Annotated in this window: 27 protein-coding genes and 1 tRNA gene; 17 read left to right on the top strand and 11 right to left on the bottom strand. The window is 62.9% G+C overall.

The genetic code is table 11. From position 1 onward, the window contains the following. Positions 1-4 precede the first annotated feature (4 nt). Positions 5-1,060 (bottom strand): polysaccharide biosynthesis/export family protein, encoded by a 1,056-nt coding sequence (locus tag GL284_RS04810; RefSeq protein WP_341870283.1) that lies wholly within the window; start codon positions 1,058-1,060, stop codon positions 5-7. 222 nt (positions 1,061-1,282) lie between these two features. Beyond that, positions 1,283-2,545 (bottom strand): capsule biosynthesis protein, encoded by a 1,263-nt coding sequence (locus tag GL284_RS04815; protein ID WP_155043587.1) that lies wholly within the window; start codon positions 2,543-2,545, stop codon positions 1,283-1,285. 316 nt (positions 2,546-2,861) lie between these two features. On the opposite strand from GL284_RS04815, the gene GL284_RS04820 reads away from it, so the two are divergent. From GL284_RS04820 to GL284_RS04850, 7 genes are all read left to right on the top strand, one after another. After that, positions 2,862-3,455, top strand: coding sequence for a riboflavin synthase (locus tag GL284_RS04820; protein ID WP_155043504.1), 594 nt, complete (start codon positions 2,862-2,864; stop codon positions 3,453-3,455). Further along, positions 3,455-4,021 carry a hypothetical protein gene (locus tag GL284_RS04825; protein ID WP_155043505.1) on the top strand — a complete coding sequence of 189 codons (567 nt, stop codon included), beginning with the start codon at positions 3,455-3,457 and terminating at the stop codon, positions 4,019-4,021. Before GL284_RS04820 ends, GL284_RS04825 begins: the two co-directional genes overlap by 1 nt. Then, positions 4,011-5,129 (top strand): 3,4-dihydroxy-2-butanone-4-phosphate synthase, encoded by a 1,119-nt coding sequence (gene ribB, locus GL284_RS04830; protein ID WP_155043506.1) that lies wholly within the window; start codon positions 4,011-4,013, stop codon positions 5,127-5,129. Before GL284_RS04825 ends, ribB begins: the two co-directional genes overlap by 11 nt. A gap of 3 nt (positions 5,130-5,132) precedes the next feature. After that, a complete protein-coding gene (locus GL284_RS04835; protein WP_155043507.1) occupies positions 5,133-5,678 on the top strand; it encodes a 6,7-dimethyl-8-ribityllumazine synthase in 546 nt (181 codons plus the stop codon). Continuing rightward, the gene (nusB, locus tag GL284_RS04840; RefSeq protein ID WP_155043508.1) at positions 5,675-6,175 is read left to right on the top strand and encodes a transcription antitermination factor NusB; all 501 of its coding nucleotides are present in this window, start codon (positions 5,675-5,677) and stop codon (positions 6,173-6,175) included. Before GL284_RS04835 ends, nusB begins: the two co-directional genes overlap by 4 nt. A 486-nt stretch (positions 6,176-6,661) precedes the next feature. Continuing rightward, a complete protein-coding gene (locus tag GL284_RS04845; protein ID WP_155043509.1) occupies positions 6,662-7,594 on the top strand; it encodes a DUF481 domain-containing protein in 933 nt (310 codons plus the stop codon). Between the two features lie 349 nt (positions 7,595-7,943). Next, positions 7,944-8,450 (top strand): MmcB family DNA repair protein, encoded by a 507-nt coding sequence (locus tag GL284_RS04850; protein ID WP_155043510.1) that lies wholly within the window; start codon positions 7,944-7,946, stop codon positions 8,448-8,450. Here the strand turns inward: GL284_RS04850 and GL284_RS04855 are convergent. Continuing rightward, positions 8,428-8,658, bottom strand: coding sequence for a DUF6324 family protein (locus GL284_RS04855; RefSeq protein WP_155043511.1), 231 nt, complete (start codon positions 8,656-8,658; stop codon positions 8,428-8,430). The two genes, GL284_RS04850 and GL284_RS04855, sit on opposite strands and share 23 nt — an antisense overlap. Positions 8,659-8,774: 116 nt before the next feature. On the opposite strand from GL284_RS04855, the gene GL284_RS04860 reads away from it, so the two are divergent. Then, positions 8,775-8,851: transfer RNA gene (locus GL284_RS04860), tRNA-His, on the top strand. A 177-nt stretch (positions 8,852-9,028) separates the two neighbouring features. Here GL284_RS04860 and GL284_RS04865 read toward each other — a convergent pair. Beyond that, positions 9,029-9,688, bottom strand: a complete 660-nt coding sequence (locus tag GL284_RS04865) for a sulfotransferase (RefSeq protein ID WP_155043512.1) — start codon at positions 9,686-9,688, stop codon at positions 9,029-9,031. A gap of 171 nt (positions 9,689-9,859) precedes the next feature. On the opposite strand from GL284_RS04865, the gene GL284_RS04870 reads away from it, so the two are divergent. Together GL284_RS04870 and GL284_RS04875 are read left to right on the top strand one after the other, a co-directional pair. Continuing rightward, positions 9,860-10,318 (top strand): ElaB/YgaM/YqjD family protein, encoded by a 459-nt coding sequence (locus GL284_RS04870; RefSeq protein WP_155043513.1) that lies wholly within the window; start codon positions 9,860-9,862, stop codon positions 10,316-10,318. Between the two features lie 7 nt (positions 10,319-10,325). Beyond that, positions 10,326-11,057 carry a phage holin family protein gene (locus GL284_RS04875; protein ID WP_155043514.1) on the top strand — a complete coding sequence of 244 codons (732 nt, stop codon included), beginning with the start codon at positions 10,326-10,328 and terminating at the stop codon, positions 11,055-11,057. Between the two features lie 70 nt (positions 11,058-11,127). Here the strand turns inward: GL284_RS04875 and grxD are convergent, their stop codons facing one another. Further along, complete coding sequence (grxD, locus tag GL284_RS04880; protein WP_155043515.1) at positions 11,128-11,490, bottom strand: Grx4 family monothiol glutaredoxin; 363 nt, start codon at positions 11,488-11,490, stop codon at positions 11,128-11,130. Between the two features lie 41 nt (positions 11,491-11,531). After that, positions 11,532-11,774 (bottom strand): BolA/IbaG family iron-sulfur metabolism protein, encoded by a 243-nt coding sequence (locus GL284_RS04885; RefSeq protein ID WP_155043516.1) that lies wholly within the window; start codon positions 11,772-11,774, stop codon positions 11,532-11,534. 176 nt (positions 11,775-11,950) lie between these two features. Between GL284_RS04885 and GL284_RS04890 the strand changes: the two genes are divergently transcribed. Then, a complete protein-coding gene (locus tag GL284_RS04890) occupies positions 11,951-12,220 on the top strand; it encodes a hypothetical protein (protein ID WP_155043517.1) in 270 nt (89 codons plus the stop codon). A 10-nt stretch (positions 12,221-12,230) separates the two neighbouring features. Here GL284_RS04890 and GL284_RS04895 read toward each other — a convergent pair whose 3' ends face one another. Continuing rightward, entirely contained in the window at positions 12,231-13,829 is a 1,599-nt protein-coding gene (locus tag GL284_RS04895; protein ID WP_155043518.1) for a sensor histidine kinase, read from the bottom strand. Positions 13,830-13,861: 32 nt separating this feature from the next. On the opposite strand from GL284_RS04895, the gene GL284_RS04900 reads away from it, so the two are divergent. The 6 genes from GL284_RS04900 to GL284_RS04925 all read left to right on the top strand — a co-directional run bounded on the left by GL284_RS04900 (position 13,862) and on the right by GL284_RS04925 (position 18,768). Beyond that, entirely contained in the window at positions 13,862-14,173 is a 312-nt protein-coding gene (locus tag GL284_RS04900) for a hypothetical protein (protein WP_155043519.1), read from the top strand. A gap of 30 nt (positions 14,174-14,203) precedes the next feature. Continuing rightward, positions 14,204-14,755, top strand: coding sequence for a thioredoxin family protein (locus GL284_RS04905; protein ID WP_155043520.1), 552 nt, complete (start codon positions 14,204-14,206; stop codon positions 14,753-14,755). Next, positions 14,756-15,433, top strand: a complete 678-nt coding sequence (gph, locus tag GL284_RS04910; protein ID WP_155043521.1) for a phosphoglycolate phosphatase — start codon at positions 14,756-14,758, stop codon at positions 15,431-15,433. 61 nt (positions 15,434-15,494) lie between these two features. Continuing rightward, the gene (locus GL284_RS04915) at positions 15,495-15,923 is read left to right on the top strand and encodes a protein tyrosine phosphatase family protein (protein ID WP_155043522.1); all 429 of its coding nucleotides are present in this window, start codon (positions 15,495-15,497) and stop codon (positions 15,921-15,923) included. A gap of 256 nt (positions 15,924-16,179) precedes the next feature. Beyond that, positions 16,180-18,000, top strand: a complete 1,821-nt coding sequence (gene typA / locus GL284_RS04920; protein WP_155043523.1) for a translational GTPase TypA — start codon at positions 16,180-16,182, stop codon at positions 17,998-18,000. 117 nt (positions 18,001-18,117) lie between these two features. Continuing rightward, positions 18,118-18,768, top strand: coding sequence for a TetR/AcrR family transcriptional regulator (locus tag GL284_RS04925; protein ID WP_155043524.1), 651 nt, complete (start codon positions 18,118-18,120; stop codon positions 18,766-18,768). A gap of 12 nt (positions 18,769-18,780) precedes the next feature. Here GL284_RS04925 and GL284_RS04930 read toward each other — a convergent pair whose 3' ends face one another. The 4 genes from GL284_RS04930 to GL284_RS04945 all read right to left on the bottom strand — a co-directional run bounded on the left by GL284_RS04930 (position 18,781) and on the right by GL284_RS04945 (position 21,973). Next, entirely contained in the window at positions 18,781-19,104 is a 324-nt protein-coding gene (locus tag GL284_RS04930; protein WP_155043525.1) for a 2Fe-2S iron-sulfur cluster-binding protein, read from the bottom strand. A gap of 143 nt (positions 19,105-19,247) precedes the next feature. Next, positions 19,248-20,456 (bottom strand): beta-ketoacyl-[acyl-carrier-protein] synthase family protein, encoded by a 1,209-nt coding sequence (locus GL284_RS04935; RefSeq protein ID WP_155043588.1) that lies wholly within the window; start codon positions 20,454-20,456, stop codon positions 19,248-19,250. Between the two features lie 113 nt (positions 20,457-20,569). Further along, positions 20,570-20,830 carry an acyl carrier protein gene (locus tag GL284_RS04940; RefSeq protein WP_155043526.1) on the bottom strand — a complete coding sequence of 87 codons (261 nt, stop codon included), beginning with the start codon at positions 20,828-20,830 and terminating at the stop codon, positions 20,570-20,572. Between the two features lie 33 nt (positions 20,831-20,863). Further along, positions 20,864-21,973, bottom strand: a complete 1,110-nt coding sequence (locus GL284_RS04945) for a UDP-3-O-(3-hydroxymyristoyl)glucosamine N-acyltransferase (RefSeq protein WP_155043527.1) — start codon at positions 21,971-21,973, stop codon at positions 20,864-20,866. Between the last annotated feature and the right edge of the window lie 19 nt (positions 21,974-21,992).

Below are 21,992 nucleotides of genomic sequence, written 5' to 3' on the forward strand. Positions count from 1 at the left end.
GCGCTTAATCGAAGGTGCGCGAGGTCGAGCCGACATCCGAGGCGGTGCCAAGGATCGACTGCAGGGTTTTCTGCCACTGCACGAAGGGCGCTTCGGTGACATAGACCGTGTCGCTGTCGCGGATGATGAAGTCGCGGGCCAGGAACATGCCATCGGGCTTGGTCAGATCAAGGATATAGGCCATGCGCTGATTGCCATAGACATCGTTGCGGCCCAGCACGGCGCGGGCGACCGATTGCGGCTCATCGCGCAGCACGAAGACGCCCTTGGGATCGGCCAGCGTGGTCGACAGACCGCCGACCATGGCCACGGCCTCGATCGCGTTGATGCTTTCATTGCCCAGCGGCACCTTGGTCTGGCCACCAAGCGCACCCAGAGCGGTGAAGCTGCGCTGGTCTTCCTCGACCAGAATGATGTCGCCCGGACGCAGCGCGATGTCATTGCGCGAGTTGGAATACAGGTCGCGCAGCCAGACCTTGCCGCTGGCGCTGCCGCGCTTGACGGTCACCACCGAGATCTCGGGCTCGATGCTGACACCGCCGGCTTTCGACAGCATGGCCGACAGGGTGCGGGTCGGACGTTCGATCGGATAGACGCCTTGCGCGTTGACCTTGCCCATGACCGACACCGTGGCACCGTCGCCCGCAACGCGGGTGACCATGACCTGCGGGTCGGGGGTCTGGGTTTCCAGTTTCTGGGTGATGATGCGGCGCAGCTCATCGGGGCTGTTGCCCGCGGCCATCACGCGCCCGGCATAGGGCACGAAGATATAGCCCTGGCTGTCCACCTGCAGTTCCTGCAGCTGGGTCGAGCTGGAGCCCATCGAGGCCAGCAGGCCGTCATCGACGTTTTCCCAGATCGACAGGCCCAGCACGTCGCCGGGGCGGACCTCATCGGCGCCGACCTGACCGGCGCGCTGGAAATCGGCGCCAAAGCCATAGGCGGGCGAGAAATTCGCCGCGCGGTTCACGCGGTCGTCGACATCGATGATGTGGCTGGTGCCACCGCGTTCGACCGAACCCTTGAAAATCTCATTCTTGCTGGGGCCTGAACGCGGCAAGCCGCAGGCCGAAACCAATACCACAACACCTAGCATTGCAACCTGAACCGCACGGCGGGCCCAGGATCGGCGAGGATGCGCAGCGAGATCCATGCTCGCGCGCGGAAAACTCAATGTGGTCAAATTGTTACTCCTGTCTCTCTCGTCCGAATCCGGCTTTGCCGTATATTTTTGTGGCAAGCTAGCCCAGCATGGATGAAATTTCCATGCATTTGCCAGTTGTCATTCTGTATAAGTTTCGAGCTGTTGCCGATATTTCCCACGCCCCGCGACCAGCGCCTGATAGGGATCCTCGGTCGCAAGCATCATATCGACGACCAGCCGCAGCGCATGATCCCGCGACCGCTTGGAATAAAAGCCGCCCGGAACCTGACTGCTTTCCAGCAGGAAATCGCGATAGCGGCGATAGGCATAGGCATGGGGCGGATGAGGATCTGCAAGGAAATCAGCAAGTTCCTGATCCGAGACCAGCCCCGGCTTGTCAAAGACCGCCCGCCCCAGCGCCTTGACCGGCAAGCCCCGCCACAGCGCCTGCTGCGCCGCGGTCGAATTCACCGTGACCGTGGCGCGGGCCTGATTGAGCAGTTGCGCAAGCTTGCCGCCGCGCACGAAATGCACGCGCCCCACGATGCCCAATTCCTGCGACTTGCGCAGAATGGCTTGACGAATGCCGCCGCGCCCGTCCTCAAGCGGATGGGCCTTGAAGACGATGCGGTGATGGCGCGGCGCGGATTTCGCGAATTCCTCAAGCACCTTGTCGGTGAATTCGGACATGCGCGAAAAGGGCGAATGCGCGACGAAGTTCGAATCGTGCTCCAGCTGCATCAGCACCAGCACATAGGGAAAGCCGCCGCCGCGCACCGCCGCCGCCTCGCGTTGCTGGGCCAGCATGTCGATGGGCGTCATCAGCAGGCGGCGGAAATTCAGCCGGAACTCTTTGAAGACGCCGATCTGGCGATGCGTGCGATAGCCCTTGTAGCGGCCATTCGCGATCAGCACGAAGAAATGGTATAGCGCGCCATAGAACTTGTGCTGCCGCATATCGCCCCAGCGGGCGGGCGGGCGGTTCACCGGCTCGCCCTCGCGGCCACGCAGGGCATTGCGCATGTCGCGCAACTCGATGTCCATCAGGGCCGAATGTCCGTTCGAGCCGCCGCGTTCATAGGTGATCCAGAAGGGCCGCAGATAGCCTTCCTCGAACACATGCAGCACCAGACCGTAGCGCAGCGCGGCCTCGCGTGCGGCGGCGTGGATCGGGCGGACATCTCCATAAAGCACGATGTCGGTCACGCCCTTTTCCTGGATCAGCGCGTCCAGACGTGGCGGCCATTCCTCGGGCGTGCCGGTATGGCGGATGAAATGCGCGGGATCGGTCCAGAAATGTTCGTCCCCGGCGTTGAACCCGGCGCGCCAGACCGTGCTGCCCGCATCGCGCAAGAGCTTCGCTAAGCGGTCGAAGAACGGACCATGCGGCCCCTGCAACATCAGAAACACCCGCTGTTCGGCCGGGCTATGCGCGATTTCGGCCTGCCTTACAGGAAACCGGGTGGGGGGCTGGATCGTCACGTCGTCTTTCCATTTCAGCCCCAAGGGCCCGGGGGTTCAATTCATGATTGATAACTGTAACGGAAAATCATTTATCGGCAGTGAACATCTCTGCCGTTCTGTGCGAGGGAATGCACGAATTATGACACTCTGTCACGGGCTTTCCGTCAACTGCATAAGTGATGGGCGCGGCTTCGCTTGAAGATCGCCGGTCAAAGCTCTAGGTCTCGGCGCAGGATTGCTTATCGGAGGCGCCATGTTCACCGGGATCATCACGGATATCGGGATCGTCGATCAGGTCCAGATGCGCGGCGACATGCGGGCGCGCATCCGCTGCGGCTATGACATGGCGGGCGTCGATATGGGCGCGTCGATCGCCTGCGACGGGGTTTGCCTGACGGTCGTGCAGAAGGGCGCGGACTGGTTCGATGTCGATATCTCGGCCGAAACCCTGTCCAAGACCAATATCGGCGCGAATGGCTGGGCCGCCGGTCGCCGCCTGAACCTTGAGCGCGCGCTGCGCGTCGGCGACGAACTTGGTGGGCATATCGTGTCGGGCCATGTCGATGGCGTGGCGCGGATCGAAAAGATGCACGACGAAGGCGACAGCACGCGCGTGACCTTTGCCGCCCCCGATGCGCTGGCGCGGTTCATCGCCGAAAAGGGCTCGGTCGCGCTGAACGGCACCTCGCTGACGGTGAACGAGGTCGTGGGCAACCGCTTCGGCGTCAACCTGATCCCGCATACGCAGGCCGTCACCACATGGGGCGATGCGCGCGAAGGCGATGCGGTCAATCTGGAGATCGACACCATGGCGCGCTATGTCGCCCGGCTGGCCGAGTTCGCCTGATGGCCGGGATCGGGCATAATCGCGGGCCGGGCGCGGCCAGCAGCTATCACGCCCATTGCTGGAGCGTCGCGCGCCGCGAGTTGCTGGGCGCGCGGCTGCCCATCGAGGTGGTGCGGATGCAGGTGCGCCGTGCCCGCGATCTGGGGCTGGATTACAAGACCTATGCCGGGGTGCGGGCGACGACCGGGCGCGATCTGGTGGCGTTCCTCTATTCCTCGAACGCGCTGGGGGTGTTTCGCAAGGGCCAGCCGGTCGCGGCCCCCGTGGCCATGCGGATCGCGGTCAGCGCCGCGCAGCCGCATCTGGGTTGTGCCACGGGGCTTGCGCCCGATGTTCTGGCGCGGCAGATCGGTGCGGTCTCGGTGCGGGATCTGCCGCCCTTTGGCGCCAGCTGGTCGGCGATGCGCAATGAGATGAAGGCATGGCTGCGTCTGCAGGGGCTGCCGGGCGATGCCGTTCTGATGATCGGCGAGACAGCGCATGAGCGCGAGATGATGGCGGCAGGCGGCTTGGCGGGTTTCGTCAGCGGCCAGACGCATTTTGCAGGAGTTGCGGATGCAATATGACAAACCCGGCGCGGTCGAGCGCGACTGGTCCGATGTGATTTCACGAACCGAAGACATCATCAATGAGGCCCGCAACGGCCGCATGTTCATCCTTGTCGATCACGAGGACCGCGAAAACGAAGGCGATCTGGTCATTCCCGCCCAGATGGCCACGCCGGAAGCCATCAACTTCATGGTCACGCATGGTCGCGGGCTGGTGTGCCTGTCGATGCCGGGCGAACGTCTGGACGCGCTTGGCCTGCCCTTGATGAGCCCCAAGAACTCCAGCCGTCACGAAACCGCCTTCACCATGTCCATCGAGGCACGCGAGGGCGTGACGACCGGGATTTCCGCGCATGACCGCGCCCATACCATCGCGGTCGCCATCGACCCGACCAAGGGGGCTGCCGATATCGCGACGCCCGGCCATGTCTTTCCGCTGCGCGCCCGCGAAGGCGGCGTGCTGGTCCGCGCCGGACATACCGAGGCCGCCGTCGACATCTCGCGCCTTGCCGGGCTGAACCCGGCGGGCGTCATCTGCGAGATCATGAATGACGATGGCACCATGGCGCGTCTGCCCGATCTGGTGGCCTTTGCGCAAAAGCACGGGCTGAAGATCGGCACGATCAGCGACCTGATTGCCTATCGCCGCCGCCACGACAACCTGATCGCCGAACGCGCGCAGCGGGCCGTCCGCTCGGTCCATGGCGGCGACTGGATGATGCGGGTCTTTGCCGATGAGACCTCGGGCGCGGAACATGTCGTGCTGACCAAGGGCGATCTGACCGACAAGCAGCCGGTGCTGGTGCGGATGCATGCGCTGGACCCGCTGCACGACGTGCTGGGCATCGGGCGCGAGGATGCGGGCGATCTGTCCGCCGCGATGGAGCTGATCGCCGCCGAGGGCCGGGGCGTCGTCGTGCTGTTCCGCGATGTCGAAACCAAGCTGCCCGTTCAGGGCGAAGTCTCGCCGCATACGCTGCGGCAATACGGGCTGGGGGCGCAGATCCTGTCGACGCTGGGCCTGTCGGAACTGGTGCTGCTGACCAATTCCGCGCCGGTCAAGATCGTCGGGCTTGACGCCTACGGGCTTTCGATCCATTCCACGCGCTCGATTCCGAAAGAGTAAGTCATGGCCGCCAGCATCGAACATTATCAATTGCCGCTGCCGAAGATCGCGGGGGCCGTGCGCCTGCTGATCGTCGTCGCGCCCTATTACCGCCAGATCGCCGAGGCGCAGATCGCGGGGGCGCGGGCAATTGCTGCCGAGGCTGGCGCCACCGTCGATCTGGTCGAGGTGCCGGGCGCGCTGGAGGTTCCGACCGCCATCGCCATGGCCGCCGCGCGCGGGCTTTACGACGGCTATGTCGCGCTTGGCTGTGTCATCCGCGGCGAGACGACGCATTACGACACCGTGTGCAACGACAGTTCGCGCGGGATCACGCTGCTGGGCCTGCAAGGCCATTGCATCGGCAACGGCATCCTGACGGTCGAGAATTACGATCAGGCCGAGGTGCGCGCCAATCCCGATGGCCAGAACAAGGGCGGCGGCGCGGCCGCTGCGGCGTTGCACCTGATCGCACTGAAGCGCGGATGGGAAACCCGGCCCGCCAGCGATGCGGGCAAGACCGACATCATTCGCCTTGCCGGCGAACTTGACGGGCCGCGTGGCGCATGAGCGGGCAGGGCGAAAACCGGCGTAGCCCGGAAGAGCGTGCAGAACGTCAGGCGCGGACCTCGGCCGCACGGGTCTATGCCGTGCAGGCGCTGTTCCAGATGGAAGCCGCCAGCCAGACCGCCGACCGCGTCATGGCCGAATTCCGTAACTGGCGCATTGGCCGGGTCGATGAGGACCCGGATATGGTCTCGGTCGAGGCCGATGAAAAGCTGTTCACCCGCATCATCAACGGCGTGGTGAACTGGCAATCCAGGATCGACCAGATGACCGACCGTGCGCTGGTGGCAAAATGGCCCATCGACCGGATCGACCCGGTGCTGCGGGCGCTGTTCCGTGCCGCAGGGGCGGAACTTGTCGAAAAGGGCGCGCCGCCCCGCGTGGTCATCACCGAATATGTGCGCATCTGTCAGGCCTTCTTCCCGGACGGGCGCGAGTCGAAATTCGTGAATGCGGTTCTGGATCATATGGCGCATGAGGCGCGACCCGAAGACTTCTGAAACCAAGGCCCGGCAGCGATGCCGGGCCTTTTTTCTTTGCGCCGCTAACGACATACGCCAAAAATTGCCGTATTTCGGTTCATAGCCAGCAGCGATTTGCCAAAAATCTGTAGTTCTTTCGCAACAGTCGCTGTTGCAACGCGCCATTTCAATCATGCCGCGAAATTGGGCAGTGCCAGATTTGGGCTGCGATTATTACCGACCATTCACGTTTTGTGAGGTATGCAACCTCTGGCAGTGGGCTGAATACATGACATAAAACCTGCCATGTTGCGAAATCCGGTTTGGTTTCATCACAATTTTTCGTCGGTCTGAACCCGCCGATGCAGAAAAACCACGGTGATCTCACGTTTTTGCGAGAAGGCCAGTGAAACACCGCGACCTTTATACGGGCAGGGGGCGGGGCTAATTTTCACCCAGCAGAGATGCTCGTGACCGCTCAGAGGTGGTTGCGGACATGAAGGTTCAGAAAAAGGACTGACAAAAATGAAAGCACTTGCCTATCTTGCTGGCGCCACCGCCCTCGCCGCAGCGTTCTCGTCGCCGGCCTTCGCGCAGTCGGAAACCATGGCTGGCGCCAATGCCGCCGGGATCACCGATGTGTCGGAAGCGCAGCGCGATCTGGAGCGTGACATTCAGGACGATTTCGCCCGTTCGGAAGACAGCTATCGCTTCGGCAATCCCGAACAGCGTCAAGGCACCTTCGGTTCGGTCGCCCTGTCCTATACCGGTGCAACCGGCAACAGCGAAAACCAGGACTTCAACCTGTCGGGTCGTCTGTCGAACAACCAGGGCGCCTTCTCGCAGTCGGTCGGCATCTTGCTGGAATACGGCGAAAACAACGCCGGCGACAAAGACACCGAGAAGACCTACGTGATCTACGAAGGTATGTATAACATCAACGACAAGTTCTATGCCTTCGGTCTGGGCCGTCTTGCCACCGACTCGCTGGCAGATGATCCGATCAGCTTGTCGAACGGTGAAACCTTCGGTTCGCTGGATGGCCGTCTGAAGCGTGACGCCTATCTGGGCTTCGGTCCGGGTTACCGCGTCATCAACAACGACACCACCGCATGGCGCGTTCAGGCGGCTGTCGGTGTGCGCTACACCAAGGCCGTTGATGCGATCGAGGATCCGCTGGACCCGTCGACCGGCACGCTGTCGACCGACTCGAACACCGATGTCGGCTATCTGGTGTCGTCGCGCTTCTATCACCGCTTCACGGATACGGTTTTCGTCACGAACGACACCGACTATCTGACCTCGGATGCGAACGACACGATCACGAACGAACTGGGCGTGAACTTCAAGATGTCCGACGCTTTCGCGACCCGCGTGTCCTACAAGACCGAATACGTCTCGGACCGCAACATCCGCACCGACAACACGCTGGGCGTGTCGCTGGTGTACGGGTTCTAAGACGTCCCGAACTCTCTCTCGGGATGGGGCGGCCTTCGGGTCGCCCTTTTCTCTTTCGGCAAAGGGCGGCGTATCAAGGCGACTTGTCGAAAAGGCGGCGGGAACCGCAGCAACCGTGGCAGCGCAAGTTTCCCCGAAAGCCTGGATGTCCAGGTGGGGACCGGGTAACGAGGCCAGGGCCCCGACAGAGCCAGCCCCCTCGGTGAAATTATAGGCCAGTGGAAAAAGTGGCCGCGCACGCGAAGAGCAGAAACCCGCCAGCCCTGATAGTTAGAGAGCACCCCGCGCCGGTGCAAGGGGGGCGGGCACATGACTTGCAAGATGTTCGCCTTTGGTTCATGTTGCCCGGATGGACAATCCCGCAGCGGTTCAACCGATCCTGACCGAAAAGCCCAGCAGCGAGAAGCCCAGTAGCGAAAAGCCGGGCCAGCGGCTGGCGCGTGGCGTGGCGCGGATGCTGGCCGGGCTGGGCCATGCGCCGCTGGCCGAGTTCGTGCCCAGCGGCGGGCTGCGCGTCGATGTGATCTCGGTATCGCCGAAAGGCGAAATCTGGGTGGTCGAATGCAAAAGCTGCCGCGCCGATTTCATCGCGGACCGCAAGTGGCAGGGATATCTGGATTATTGCGACCGCTTCTTCTGGGCGGTCGATTGCGACTTTCCCGAAGACTTGCTGCCCGAGGGGTCGGGGCTGATCCGCGCCGATGACTGGGGGGCCGAGCTGCTGCGGATGCCACCCGAAACGCGGCTGGCGGCTGCACGTCGCAACCGCCTGCTGCGCGATATTGCCCGGGTCTCGACCGCGCGGCTTTTGTCGCTGACCGATCCGATGGGGATCAGCGGCGCGGCTTCTTGGTAGGCTTGCCCTGCGGCGCGCCGCCGCCCGACTGGCTGCGTGCGGCCTCGGCTGCGGCCAGCAGTTCTTCGGCGATTTCCTCGGCCTCGTCGGGATCGAAATCCAGCGGCAGGTCCACGCCATCGCCTTCGACATAGATTCGCACCATGCCCTGATCCGTCGGTCCGATCTGCAGATTTGCCGCGATATCGCTTTGGGTATTGATGCTCATGTGGCTTGTTCCGTCCGCTTGAAATGGCTGATGTGAAATTCTGATTACATTGGGTGTGAAAAAGCAGCAAGTCGGGCTTGCATCCCCCCGGCGCTGGCGGTAATTACCCCGCCAACGCCGCCTTAGCTCAGCTGGTTAGAGCGCTAGATTGTGGATCTAGAGGTCCCCCGTTCGAGCCGGGGAGGCGGTACCATAAAACTTCCGAACATCATAGGCTTATGAAAATCGTCCCTGCCCCCCGGCGGGTTTCGGATCGTGTCGCGGCTGACTTGGATCGCGGTCCGGCGGCTTGCGGCCGCGGCCTGACAGCCGCCACGGCGACGATCCGAAACCCGCCGGGGGCAGGGGGGGCGCACCCGGCACCGCAGGTTCAGCGCGTGCGCATCGAATGCGTCCGGCCCATCACCTTGGCCACCGCGTCTTCGTCCATCCGGGCGCCCAGAAAATCGAACAATCCGCGCAGGACCAAGGGGTCCGCCGTGAAATCGTCATAATGCGTATGATAGGCGTGATCGGGAAACTCTGCCGCGTAATCGCGGAAGTTCTGGTCGGCATGGCGCAGCTCGGCTTCGCCGATCATATGCTTGGCGCGCGCGTTACTGGCGATCACCTCATCAAGGTTGCGGGTGTTCATGATGAAGGCCGTGCGGGGAAAGTATTGGCGCAGGAATGCCAGATAGTCCCAAAGCTGATCGCGCGTCATCGTCTGATAGCGGATTTCCTTGAAGCCACGCAGCAGATTGTGTTCGCTGCCCGCCATGACATTGCCCTTGAACGCGGCGACCAGCTCGGCCTCGAACATCTCGTGGTCGATCAGATGCGCGCCATACCAGGGATGCGTGGGGTCATTGGCTTTCTTGCCATGCGGGCTGGTGATGCGCAGGTGCCGGGCGGCCTGAAACAGCACGAACAGGGCATTGCCGTTCTCGCCGCGAATCTCGGCACCCGGGATGGTGTTCAGCACGCCCTGCAGCAGGGTGGAACCGGATCGCCCATAGGTGACGATGAAGGCGTGGTCGAAATTCAGCATTCGTCTGTCCAATTCATTCAGATCCGGCTGGTATACAGCAGCCGCACCCGATGCGGCAGTGCTGGTTTGGGCGCAATATCGTGATGCGTTATTTTCAGCCGATGCGCGGAACAATAATCCGGCTCAAAGGTTTCTGTCTGGAATGAAATGACGTCCCGAAAGGATCGCATCATGGCACATAACACCGACGCCGAAGACCTGAAGAACGAAGCCCGCAAAGCCGCCGATGACGTTGGCCGCGAGGCCCGCAAAGCCGCCGATGATGTTGGCCGCCATGCCCGCCGTGCCGTCGATGATGCCAGCGAAGCTGCCGAGAATGCCCTCCAGCGGGGCGCTGAATTTGTCGATACCGCGCGCGAGCGTGGGGCCGAGTTCATCGACAATGCCCGCCGCAAGGGGCAGGAATATGCCGATGACCTGCGTCACCGCGGCCATGACTATGCCGAACAGGCCCGTGACGAAGCCCGCCGCCTGTATCGCGAAGGCGAACGCCGCGCCGGTGAGGCCGTCGCCTATGCCGAGGATTACTATGACGACGTGTCTGGCATGGTGCGCCGCAATCCCGGTCAGGCACTTGGTATCGCGGCCGGTGTCGGCTTCCTGCTTGGCCTGATCATCGCCCGCCGCTGAGCGTCCGATGTTCGCCTATGCTCGCAACATGCAGCTTGCCCTGTCGGACAAGCTGCGCCGCGCGGGGCTTGCGTCGGCAGCAGGAATTTTCCTGCTGGTCGGCGCGGGCTTCCTTTTGGCGGCGCTGTGGACCTTTCTGGCCCGCAATATGGGATGGGGTCCGCTTCACGCCTCATTGGCGATCGGCGGCGGCTCTGTCGTCATCGCGCTGATCCTTGTGCTGATGGCGCGCCGGGAACGCCACGCCGCACCGACCCCCGACGAATTGCGCGATGAGGTGCAGCAGCAATTGAACCTGCTGGCGGACACCGCGATAACACGCGCCTCGGATGCGGCAGATGCGGCCATGGGCCGTGCCTCGGCCAAGGCATCCGAGTTGATGGGGCTGGCCGAGAACCGCGCACATTCCTTTGCCGACGATCTGAGCTACCGTGCCACGCGCATGGTCGACCGGACCGAGGCGAAGGTGCAGGGCGCGGCCATGCGCATGGGCGAAGATGCGGCACGCCGTTTCGGCATCAGCCCGGCTATCCTGCAGGTCGGCCGCCGCCGTGACGCGGGCGAGGGCGGGCCTGTCTCGACCTTCGCGCCGCTTCTGGGGGCCTTTGCTGTAGGGATCACCTTGGCATCGCGCGTGCAGGACTGGCGGCATCGCGATGATGATCTGATCGACGATCACGACGACTGGGACGATGACTGGATCGACGACGATCCGGACGATTGGCCCGGTCACCGCTAAGCGCGTCGCAGAAAGAACAAAGGCCCGCCGGATGGCGGGCCTTTTTCATGCGGTGACGCAAAGTGCTGGATCAGGCGTTGGCTTCGCGGATCTTGTTGGCAGCGTCCTTGTCATAGGTCACGCCCGCCTTGTCGAACAACTGGTCCAGTTCGCCCGACAGCGTCATCTCGGTGATGATATCGCAGCCGCCAACGAATTCGCCCTTGATATAAAGCTGGGGAATGGTCGGCCAGTCCGAGAAATCCTTGATGCCCTGACGCACATCGGCGTCTTTCAGCACGTCGATATCGCGATACTCGACATTCATGTAATTCAGCACACCGGCCACGCGGCTGGAGAACCCGCATTGCGGCATTTCCTTGCTGCCCTTCATGAACAGCACGACATCGGTGCTGTCGATCGTGTCCTGAATCTTCTGACGCACATCCGTCATCTGGTCTTCCTTTCCTGTGGTCGCGCGCGTCCCGCCGCGACTTATTCCGGCGCCTTGGTGGTCAGCGCCAGCGCATGCAATTCGCCATTGGGACCATCCATCCGGCCACGCAGCGCGGCATAGACGGCGCGTTGCTGCTGCACACGGTTCATGCCGCGAAAGCTTTCGTCGATCACCTCGGCCGCGTAATGGTTGCCGTCTCCGGCCAGGTCCGTGATCGAGATGCTGGCCTTGGGGAAGGCAGCGCGGATCAGCGCTTCGATATCATGAGCTTCCATGGCCATGGCAGGTCCTTTCCGGTTTCTTTCATGATTTAGGGGATGGGTCGCCGCGCCGCAAGATCGGCAGCGGGGGATCGCAAGAAATGCTGCCGCTTGCGGGCGGCAAAGGAACAACTTCCACGCGATGACGTTACGGATTGAAGTGTCAGCCAGTGGCGTCTGCGGCCAGCGAGGATCTTATGGAACCAGTCACCTTCATGATCGGGGATGCCGGTCCCTTCGATGGCAATGCCAGACCTCAGGGCGTTGAACGCCATGGCTCGGTCGAATTCGGTGGGCTTGATCTGAACGATCAGGCCCTTTTTCTTGGCAAGATGAGCGTGCTTTACCGCGACGGCACGCAGGTATCGGGCAATATCCACGCGCTCAGCTTTTCCGAAGCCGCAGGGCTGAAAACCGGCAAGATCGACTTTTCGCGCATCGTGGCAGAGATCGCGGGAAAGGGCTGATTTTCCGGGATTACGCGCCAAGCTCAGGCAGATCGGCGTGGAACCGGGCAACCAGACCCGAAGGCGCGAAATCCACTTCGGAACCGCCATTCCCGGCCAGCCCCATTTCGATGATGCGTGAACCAAACCCGTGATTTTCCGGCGCGATCACGGCAGGCCCACCGCTTTCCGTCCAGACCAGTCGCAGGGCAGGGTGCGGGCCATCCTGCCGCAGCTGCCAGCGGATCGAGACCTGACCCTCCAGCGTGCTCAGCGCGCCGTATTTCATCGAGTTCGTCAGCAATTCGTGAAACAGCATCGTCGCCGAGATTGCCGCCTGCGACCCCAGACGCTGTTCGGGACCGTCCAGCACGATGCGCTGCGCGTCGCCCGAAATCGCGATGGCGCGGGTGATGACCGCGTGCAGGTTGCTGGCTTCCCAGTTTTCCTGCGTCAGCAGCTCATTGGCGACGGCGACCGCTTGCAACCGCTGCAGAAAGGCGTCGACGCGCCCGCTTTCATCCGTGCCGCGGAATGTCTGCCGCGCGACGGCGCCGACAAGTGCCAGCGTGTTCTTGACCCGGTGGATCAGCTCGCGGTTCAGCAGGTTGCGTTCTTCCTGCATGCGCTTGTGCTGGATCGCGGCCTGCATCCGGTCGGCCAGCGTGCGGATGAACGAGGCGTCCTCATCGGAAAGCTCGGCCCGGCGGTCGCTATGCACAAAGCCCACGGCAGAGAAGCGACCGGCCTGTATGACGGGCACATTGATCAGCAGGCGGATGCCGATCGCCAGCAGGGCATCGGCGCTGTCAGCAGTGCGCGGATCGGTTTCCACATCGGGAATGATGACGACCTCGCCGCGCTTCAGATCCTCAAGATAGCTGCCGTAATCGCGAAAATGGTGCATACCCGCGACCGAAGGCACGCCATCCGCGCGCCATTCCGGCTGCATCTCGACCGTTTCGCGGGTCACATCGACGATGCCGAATCCCGCGCGGGTCGAGGGGATCACCGATGCCAGAATCCCCGAGCCTCGGCGCAGCAATTCCGGCAGCTCATCGGTTTCCTCGATGGCATCGACCAGTTGCGCCAAAGCCGCCGAGCGCCGCAAGGCCTGATTGAGCGAGGCGTTTTCCTGTTCGGCCTTGTCCAGCAAGCCACGTTCGCGCTGACGCGAGGCAATCTGCGCCGAAACCTGAGCCGCCAGCGCCGTCAGCCCGGTGGCCTGCGCCTCGGTAATGCCTTCGGGGCGCGGCTGCAGGTCGATCACGCAAAGCGAGCCGATGGCCGTGCCGTCCACGATGATGGGGGCACCGGCATAGAAGCGGATGCCGGGCGCGTCCATGACCAGCGGGTTGTCGCGGCTGCGCGGATCAAGCTGCAGATCGGGAATGACCAGCAATTCGGTTTCCTGCAGCGCATGGGCACAGATCGACTGATTGATCGGCGTCTCTGTCGGGTCAAAGCCGATGCGGGCCTTGAACCATTGGCGATTGCGATGGACCAGGCTGATCAACGCGACAGGCGCATCAAGCAGCGACTTGGCGACCAGCGCGATATTGTCGAATTCCGGCTCGGGCGCGGTGTCCATGATCTGCAGCGCGTCGAGTTTCGCGATCCGGTCTTTCATCTGTCGTCAACCAAGTTGTTCAGAGGCCGAGATTGCCCGAGTTGGATTGCGCCCACAAGCGCTGTAACGCATCTGGCCATCCGACAGGCGGATGCTTTTTGTTAGCTGAAAACCGCAGGCTAACCAATTGGTTCGTGCAGGATCGTGGCTTTGGGCAGGCTGTGACGCAGCGATCCTTGGCAGAAGGCCGGGCATTACGTGGTGCCCGGCATGCCATGCATTACGGTGATAACCCGGATTATGTAACCATATCGCTGTATGCGGAGGATATTGCAGTTGCTCCGATCATACTTTGGGCCAAAAACAGCAGCCAAGGCATCGGCGAATGCCAAAGAACACGCTAAGGACGTTTTCAGCAAGCAAAGGAAGATCTCATGGCGGTCAGCCCTCCGGTCTGCGATTTCGGCGTCAAGGCGCCAGAGTTCATCTTGCCGGACCCGGATGGCCGCACGTTCGGTCTGCGCGACATTGCGGGTGCACGCGGAACGCTGGTGATGTTCATCTGCAATCACTGTCCCTATGTTCAGGCTGTCATCGACCGCATCAGCCGCGACGCGGACCAGCTGCGCGCCCATGGCATCGGCTCGGTCGCGATCTCATCGAATGACGTGGCGCATTACCCGCAGGACGCGCCCGACCTGATGAAGCTTGAAGCGCAGAAACATGGCTTTACCTTTCCTTATCTTTTTGATGAGACACAGGCGGTCGCGCGTCAGTTCGGTGCGCAATGCACGCCGGATTTTTTCGGCTACAACGCCGATCTGGAATTGCAATATCGCGGACGGCTGGACAGTTCGGGCCGCAGCGCCGGTGCCCCTGATGCCCGGCGCGAATTGTTCGAGGCGATGGTCCGCATCGCAGAAACCGGGCAGGGTCCGCGGGAACAGATCCCGTCCATGGGCTGCTCGATCAAATGGAAGGCGTGAATGAATACCTGTCTTGCCCCCTGCCCTGTGGTCTTTGATCTTGACGGCACGCTGATCGACAGCGCGCCCGACATCCACGCGACGGTCAACGCCGTGCTGCGGCTGCATCGGGTGCCGCCCCTGACGCTGGATCAGGTGCGCAGCTTCATCGGCGGCGGCGTGGACCTGCTGTGGCGGCGCGTGATCGCCGCCACCGGCATGTCGGTCGATGCGCATCGCGATCTGGTGGCGTCCTTCATGACACGCTATCACGATGCCAGCGCGCTGACGCGCCTTTATCCCAATGTGACCGAGGCTTTGGGCGTGTTGGCGGATCGCGGGCATCCTCTGGCGATCTGCACCAACAAGCCCCTGGGTCCGACCAAAGCGATCCTTGGCCATTTCGGCATCGTCGGCATGTTTGCCACCATCATCGGCGGCGACAGCCTGCCGCAGAAGAAGCCCGATCCCGCGCCCTTGCGTGCGGCATTCGCGGGTCTGGGGTCGGATCCTCAGGCGGGGCTTTATGTCGGCGACAGCGAATTTGACGCCGAATGCGCGGTCAATACCGATGTGCCGTTCCTTTTGTATACCCGCGGCTATCGCAAGACCCCGATCGAGCAGATGCGGCACAGCGCGAATTTCGACGATTATGCGCATCTGCCCGCGCTGATCGACCAGCGCGCGCCGGTTGGCTGACTTGACAGGCGCGCCAAAGGCGGGGATGCCATCGGGTAGCAATCCGAAGGAGTCCCCCATCATGGACCTGCGCGAACTCTCTCCTGAACTGTCGGTCTCTGGCCAGATCCTGCCCGAGGACATCGCGGCCCTTGCAGATGCGGGCTTCCGCGTCATCATCAACAACCGCCCCGATGCCGAGGTCGGCCCCGATATGGACAGCCACGCGATGCGCGCTGCCGCCGAAGCCGCCGGTCTGGACTATCGCGAAATTCCCTTTACGCCCGGTCAGGTCACGCCCGAGATGGTCGAGGCACAAGCCGATGCGCTGGCCCTGCCCGGTCGCAAGCTGGCCTATTGTCGGTCCGGCAACCGCTCGACGGTGCTTTGGGCGCTCAGCGAGGCGGGCCATCAACCGACCGATGATCTGCTGGGGACGGCTGCGCAGGCGGGATATGATCTTTCCGGCATCCGCCCGATGATCGAATCGCTGGCGGCCTCGCGCGGTTGACTGGCGGGCCGATTGGCGGGAACCCGACCCGAGATCGCGGGTTAAGCTTCTGACTGCAAACACTTGACGGGCTTGACAATGCCCGCCGCTAAGGAGCCTGCCATGAATTCGATCATCTATCTTGTCGGCCTTGTCGTCGTGGTGCTTTTCATCCTCAGTATGCTGGGCCTTCGCTAGTCCCGGATCAGATTGATGCTGGCCTTTCGGCCCCCCTTGCGGTAGGGGGGCCGCAACTTTAGCTAAAGGCCAGCCTCCCATGGACATCCGCAATATTGCGATCATCGCCCACGTCGACCACGGCAAGACGACGCTGGTGGACCAGCTTCTGAAACAATCCGGTTCCTTCCGCGAAAATCAGGCCGTCGCCGAACGCGCGATGGACAGCAACGACATCGAACGCGAACGCGGCATCACCATTCTTGCCAAGGCCACCTCGGTCGAATGGAAAGGCACCCGCATCAATATCGTCGACACCCCCGGCCACGCCGATTTCGGCGGTGAGGTCGAGCGCATCCTGTCGATGGTCGATGGCGTCTGCCTGCTGGTCGATGCCGCCGAAGGCCCGATGCCGCAGACGAAATTCGTGACCTCGAAGGCGCTGGCACTGGGTCTGAAACCCATCGTCGTCCTGAACAAGGTCGACAAACCGGCAGCCGAACCCGATCAGGCGCTGGATCAGGTCTTTGATCTTTTCGCCAACCTTGGCGCCAATGACGAACAGCTGGACTTCCCGCATCTCTACGCCTCGGGGATCGGCGGTTGGGCCGACGAAACGCTGGACGGCGACCGCAAGGACATGTCCGCCCTGTTCGATCTGGTCCTGCGCCATGTCGAGCAGCCGAAGCAGGTCGCCAAGCAGGACGAGCCGTTCCAGATGCTGGCCACCACGCTGGGCTCGGACAACTTCCTGGGCCGCCTGCTGACCGGCCGGGTCGAGGCAGGCCGCGCCAAGGCGGGCGATACCGTAAAGGCGCTGTCGCGCGACGGCGAGCGGATCGAACAGTTCCGCATCTCGAAAGTGCTGGCCTTCCGCGGCCTGACCCAGACCCCGATCGACGAAGCCGTGGCCGGTGACATCGTGACGCTGGCCGGCATGGCGAAGGCCACCGTGGCAGACACTCTGGCCGCGCCCGAGGTCGAAACCGCCCTGCCCGCGCAGCCCATCGACCCGCCGACCATCAGCGTCACGTTCGGGATCAACGACAGCCCGCTGGCGGGCCGCGATGGCAACAAGGTGCAATCCCGCGTCATCCGTGAACGCCTGATGCGCGAAGCCGAGGTCAATGTCGCGATCAAGGTCGAAGACACCCCCGGCGGAGATGCCTTCGTCGTCTCGGGCCGTGGCGAATTGCAGATGGGCGTGCTGATCGAAAACATGCGCCGCGAAGGCTTCGAGCTGTCGATCTCGCGTCCGCGCGTGATCTTCAAGGACGAAGACGGCGTCCGCATGGAGCCGATCGAGGAAGCCATCATCGACGTGGATGACGAATATACCGGCGCCGTCGTCGAAAAGCTGACCGGCCATCGCAAGGGCGATCTGGTCGAGATGAAGCCCGCAGGCGTCGGCAAGACCCGCATCGTCGCGCATGTGCCGTCGCGTGGCCTGATCGGCTATCAGGGCGAATTCATGACCGATACGCGCGGCAACGGCGTCTTGAACCGCATCTTCCACAGCTGGGCCCCCTATAAGGGCGCGATCCAGGGGCGTCGTCAGGGCGTGCTGATCTCAATGGAGAACGGCGTCTCGGTGGCCTATGCGCTGTGGAACCTGGAAGAGCGCGGCAAAATGTTCATCGGCGCGCAGGAACAGATCTACGAAGGCATGATCATCGGCGAACATTCGCGCGACAACGATCTGGAAGTGAACCCGCTGAAGGGCAAGAAGCTGACCAACGTCCGCGCCTCGGGGACCGACGAAGCGGTGCGCCTGACGCCGCCGGTCCGCATGTCGCTGGAAGAAGCCATCGCCTATATCGACGATGACGAACTGGTCGAGGTGACGCCCAAGAACATCCGCCTGCGCAAGCGCTACCTTGATCCCCACGAACGCAAGCGCCAGTCGCGCAGCGAAGGATAAGACCATATCGGGCGGGGGGCGAAAGCTCCCCGTTCGACTTTGAAGATAAACGGTTCCGAAATGGCACGAATGTGTTAGCCTAGCTGACTGGAACGGTTGCGTTTTCAGGGGCCTCCCATGGCGGACCAAGGTAATCTGTATCAAAAACTGATCATGGCAGCGCAGGACCGGCTTGATCGGGCCCAGCCACTTCCCGACACGCTCGAAGATCTGGCCCGTCAGGCCGATCTGGACCCGGCCGAAGCGATCCGCTGCTTTGCCAATATGGAAGAACTTCGCGAAGGACTGCTCTATCACAGCGTCGTGCTGCTGAACGACGCGCTGCGGCGGGGCATGGTCGGCGCCGCATCCCGCCGACCGGACCGGCAGCTGCGCTCACTGGCGCATAGCTACAGCGAATGGGCCAGCGCCAACCCGACGCTGTTTCGCCTGCTGAACGAAGGGCTGAACGCCCCGATGACCGAAGACAGCGCGCTCTATCGCTTCACCATATCGATGCGGGATCTGTTCGAGCGCAAGTTTCAGGAAATGTGCGATCTGCAGATTCTGGATCCGAAAACCGATCTGCGCCGCCTGATCCTGATGCTGCATTGCCTTGTGCGCGGCGGCAACAGCGTCATCGTCGAACAGGCGACCGATCCGTGGCTGGGCGAACGGGAGCGCCTGTCCCCGACCATCGCCGCCGAGATCTTCGATGACTTTCTGGATTGCGTCATCGCGACACATGCGCCGCGCGCCAGGCTGGCGATCTCGGAAACGCTGAACTAGGTGCCGAATGCGTCAGATCTGGCGCTCGGGCAGGTTCACGACCAGACCGTCAAGCTCGGGCGTGACCTTCAGCTGACAGGTCAGCCGCGAACGCACCGCATCGGGCTGATAGGCGAAATCCAGCATGTCCTCCTCCATCGGATCCTTGGCGGGAAGACGATCCACCCATTCCGGCGCGACATAGACATGGCAGGTGGAACAGGCGCAGGCGCCGCCGCAATCCGCGTCGATGCCGGGCACGCCATTGTCGCGCGCACCCTCCATGACGGTCATGCCGGGCTTCACATCGATTTCATGGGCGGTGCCGTTGTGCTCGATATAGGTGATCTTTGCCATGGGTGCCTTCCTCGGGTTCTGATCCGCAGATAGGCCATCGCGCCGCGGCTGAAAACCCCGCCGCCCGCGGTTTTCTTCGTTCCCGAAAATACTCCGGGGGTGGGCGCGGCCACGCGCCAAGGGGGCAGCGCCCCCTTGCGGCATCAGACCTTGCGCAGCGCGATCACCGCGTTCAGCCCGCCAAAGGCAAAGGCGTTCGACAGGACCGCATCGACCTTGGCCTCACGCGCCTCATTCGGCACGATGTCCAGCGCGCATTCCGGATCTGGCTCCTCATAGCCGATGGTGGGCGCGATCACGCCCTCGCGCAGCGCCATGATGCAGGCCAGCAGCTCGACCGCACCCGTGCCGCCGATCAGATGGCCATGCATGGATTTCGTCGACGACATCATCAGCCGGTCGGCATGATGGCCAAAGGCATGGGCCACGGCGGCACATTCGGTCTTGTCATTGGCGGCGGTGCCGGTGCCGTGGGCATTGATATAGCCGACCTCCTCGGGCCGCATATGCGCGTCCAGCATGGCGCCGGTGATGGTGCGTTCCGCCCCGATGGCCGAGGGCATGACGATATCCTGCGCATCCGCCGACATGGAAAAGCCCACGACTTCGGCCAGAATATCCGCACCGCGCGCCACGGCATGTTCCCAATCCTCAAAGACAAAGACGCCCGCGCCCTCGCCCTGAACCATGCCATTTCGGGTGGCCGAAAACGGCCGGCAACCGTCCTTGGACATCACGCGCAGGCCCTCCCACGCCTTGACACCGCCAAAGCACAGCATCGCCTCGGATCCGCCGGTCAGCATCACCACGGCCGCGCCGGACCGGACCATGTTGAAGGCCATGCCCATGGCGTGATTGGAACTGGCACAGGCGGTGGCGACGGTGAAGCTTGGCCCCATCAGCCCGTATTCAAGGCTCAGATGCGAGGCAGCGGCGTTGTTCATCAGCTTCGGCACGACGAAGGGGTGAACGCGGTTCTTGCCTTCCTCATAGACCGTCCGGTAATTTTCGTCCCATGTGTTCATGCCGCCCGCGGCAGTGCCCAGAACCACCCCCGAGCGCAGGCCCAACTCACCCTCAAAGACCAGCCCCGACTGCTCGACAGCTTCGCGCGCCGACAGCAGGGTGAACTGGGTGAACTTGTCGTAAAGAACGATCTGCTGGCGGTTGAAATACTGTTCGGCATCCCAATCGCGGACCTGCCCGCCGATCTTGACGGCCAGCCGGTCCACGTCGCGAAACTCCAGCGGGCCGATGCCGCAGCGTCCTTCGCGCATCGCCTCCATGGTCGAGCGTACATCGCGTCCCAGCGCGTTGATCGTGCCCATGCCGGTAATGGCCACGCGGCGCATGCCATTGGCATGTCGCCCCATGATGACACGGCCCAGCATGGTGCGGGCGGCGCGGGTCGCGGTCTTGACCTTGCCCGGCTTCTTGCCGGATTTTTCCGATTTCTTCTTCGCGCTCATGCCTTTTCAGCGACCAGCTTTTCCACCGCCGCAATGATCGCCCCCAGCGAGGAGATGTCGAAATCCGATTTTTCCGGCTCATTGGCGTTGAAGGGCACCGAGATGTCGAATTCTTCCTCGATGGCAAAGATCGATTCCACAAGGCCAAGACTGTCGATGCCGATCTGTTCGATGGTCATCTCGGGCTTCAGTTCTGCCGGATCCTGCATGGCCTGTTCGGCGATGATCTGGATGATGCGGTCACGGACGTCTGTCATGTTTCTCTCCATTCGGCCCCGATGATCGGTGCGTTACGCCCGATCGGGGTCGTCACCAGCGCGCTTTTCCATCAGTTTCTTAACAGTTTCACGAAGCTCTGCCACCTGCGCATAAAGCCGGGGCAACCTGCGGATGTTCTTCTGCGCCTCGACCTGCGTTTCCATCTTCACCGCCGGGCTGCCCAGCAGCACACGCCCCGCCGGAGCGTTGGTAAAGATCTTGGTCGCGCCGCCCGCGATCACGTCATCGCCGACGAAGATATTGTCCGACACGCCGACCTGCCCCCCCAGAACGACACGATTGCCGATCCGGGCCGAGCCGGCGATGCCGACAAGGCCGCACAGCATCACATCCTCGCCGATGGTGCAGTTATGGCCGACCTGCACCTGATTGTCGATCTTGGTGCCGCGTCCGACGCGGGTGGCGCGGATCGTGCCGCGGTCGATGGTGCTGTTCGCCCCCAGCTCGACATCATCGCCGATCTCGACTCCGCCCAGCGAATGGATGCGGGTCCAGTGCTGTTCGCGAATGCCCTGTCGTTCGCCCAGCGTGTGACGGATTTCCTCGACGCCGGACGGCTCGGGGGTGACAAAGGAAAACCCGTCGGCGCCGATCGAACTGCCGGGATGCAGGATCACGCGGTCGCCGATCGTCACCTCATGGGCGATGCGCGCGCCGGGATGGATCGTCGCGTCGCGTCCGATCACCGTGTCCCGCCCGATCGACACATGCGAGGCGATGCGCGCGCCCTGCCCGATCCGCACCCGCGCCCCGATGGCCACGAAGGGGCCGATGGCCGCATCCGAAGGGATTTCCGCGCTGGGGTCGATGACGGCGCTGGGATGGATGCCGGGCGCAAGCTCGGGCCCGCGATCAAAGGCGCGGGTCAGCCCCGCCATGGCGACACGCGGACGCGGCACAAGGATCGCGGCCTTCAGCCCCAGCGCCTCGGGATCCATGCCTTCGGCCAGAATGGCGATACTGCCCGAGGTCAGCTTTTCAGCATAGGCCGGGGCCATCGCCAGCGAGATCTGGCCCGCACCCGCCTGCCCGGCCTCGGCCGCGCCATGCACCTCTTGCGCGCCATCGCCCCAAAGCCGCGCCTCCAGCGCCTGTGCCAGTTCAGCCATGGTCAAGGTCATGTCACGCTCCCCTTTATTC

The organism is Paracoccus shanxieyensis (assembly GCF_009711265.1).
In the GTDB taxonomy this organism is placed as follows: Bacteria; Pseudomonadota; Alphaproteobacteria; order Rhodobacterales; family Rhodobacteraceae; genus Paracoccus; species Paracoccus shanxieyensis.

What these genes read in the sequence shown, in the direction of transcription:
- GL284_RS04815 (WP_155043587.1), bottom strand. Translation starts at nt 2,545, where the DNA reads ATGTTGCAGGGGCCGCATGGTCCGTTCTTCGACCGCTTAGCGAAGCTC.
- GL284_RS04820 (WP_155043504.1), top strand. Translation starts at nt 2,862, where the DNA reads ATGTTCACCGGGATCATCACGGATATCGGGATCGTCGATCAGGTCCAG.
- GL284_RS04825 (WP_155043505.1), top strand. Translation starts at nt 3,455, where the DNA reads ATGGCCGGGATCGGGCATAATCGCGGGCCGGGCGCGGCCAGCAGCTAT.
- ribB (WP_155043506.1), top strand. Translation starts at nt 4,011, where the DNA reads ATGCAATATGACAAACCCGGCGCGGTCGAGCGCGACTGGTCCGATGTG.
- GL284_RS04835 (WP_155043507.1), top strand. Translation starts at nt 5,133, where the DNA reads ATGGCCGCCAGCATCGAACATTATCAATTGCCGCTGCCGAAGATCGCG.
- nusB (WP_155043508.1), top strand. Translation starts at nt 5,675, where the DNA reads ATGAGCGGGCAGGGCGAAAACCGGCGTAGCCCGGAAGAGCGTGCAGAA.
- GL284_RS04845 (WP_155043509.1), top strand. Translation starts at nt 6,662, where the DNA reads ATGAAAGCACTTGCCTATCTTGCTGGCGCCACCGCCCTCGCCGCAGCG.
- GL284_RS04850 (WP_155043510.1), top strand. Translation starts at nt 7,944, where the DNA reads ATGGACAATCCCGCAGCGGTTCAACCGATCCTGACCGAAAAGCCCAGC.
- GL284_RS04855 (WP_155043511.1), bottom strand. Translation starts at nt 8,658, where the DNA reads ATGAGCATCAATACCCAAAGCGATATCGCGGCAAATCTGCAGATCGGA.
- GL284_RS04865 (WP_155043512.1), bottom strand. Translation starts at nt 9,688, where the DNA reads ATGCTGAATTTCGACCACGCCTTCATCGTCACCTATGGGCGATCCGGT.
- GL284_RS04870 (WP_155043513.1), top strand. Translation starts at nt 9,860, where the DNA reads ATGGCACATAACACCGACGCCGAAGACCTGAAGAACGAAGCCCGCAAA.
- GL284_RS04875 (WP_155043514.1), top strand. Translation starts at nt 10,326, where the DNA reads ATGTTCGCCTATGCTCGCAACATGCAGCTTGCCCTGTCGGACAAGCTG.
- grxD (WP_155043515.1), bottom strand. Translation starts at nt 11,490, where the DNA reads ATGACGGATGTGCGTCAGAAGATTCAGGACACGATCGACAGCACCGAT.
- GL284_RS04885 (WP_155043516.1), bottom strand. Translation starts at nt 11,774, where the DNA reads ATGGCCATGGAAGCTCATGATATCGAAGCGCTGATCCGCGCTGCCTTC.
- GL284_RS04890 (WP_155043517.1), top strand. Translation starts at nt 11,951, where the DNA reads ATGGAACCAGTCACCTTCATGATCGGGGATGCCGGTCCCTTCGATGGC.
- GL284_RS04895 (WP_155043518.1), bottom strand. Translation starts at nt 13,829, where the DNA reads ATGAAAGACCGGATCGCGAAACTCGACGCGCTGCAGATCATGGACACC.
- GL284_RS04905 (WP_155043520.1), top strand. Translation starts at nt 14,204, where the DNA reads ATGGCGGTCAGCCCTCCGGTCTGCGATTTCGGCGTCAAGGCGCCAGAG.
- gph (WP_155043521.1), top strand. Translation starts at nt 14,756, where the DNA reads ATGAATACCTGTCTTGCCCCCTGCCCTGTGGTCTTTGATCTTGACGGC.
- GL284_RS04915 (WP_155043522.1), top strand. Translation starts at nt 15,495, where the DNA reads ATGGACCTGCGCGAACTCTCTCCTGAACTGTCGGTCTCTGGCCAGATC.
- typA (WP_155043523.1), top strand. Translation starts at nt 16,180, where the DNA reads ATGGACATCCGCAATATTGCGATCATCGCCCACGTCGACCACGGCAAG.
- GL284_RS04925 (WP_155043524.1), top strand. Translation starts at nt 18,118, where the DNA reads ATGGCGGACCAAGGTAATCTGTATCAAAAACTGATCATGGCAGCGCAG.
- GL284_RS04930 (WP_155043525.1), bottom strand. Translation starts at nt 19,104, where the DNA reads ATGGCAAAGATCACCTATATCGAGCACAACGGCACCGCCCATGAAATC.
- GL284_RS04935 (WP_155043588.1), bottom strand. Translation starts at nt 20,456, where the DNA reads ATGCGCCGCGTGGCCATTACCGGCATGGGCACGATCAACGCGCTGGGA.
- GL284_RS04940 (WP_155043526.1), bottom strand. Translation starts at nt 20,830, where the DNA reads ATGACAGACGTCCGTGACCGCATCATCCAGATCATCGCCGAACAGGCC.
- GL284_RS04945 (WP_155043527.1), bottom strand. Translation starts at nt 21,973, where the DNA reads ATGACCTTGACCATGGCTGAACTGGCACAGGCGCTGGAGGCGCGGCTT.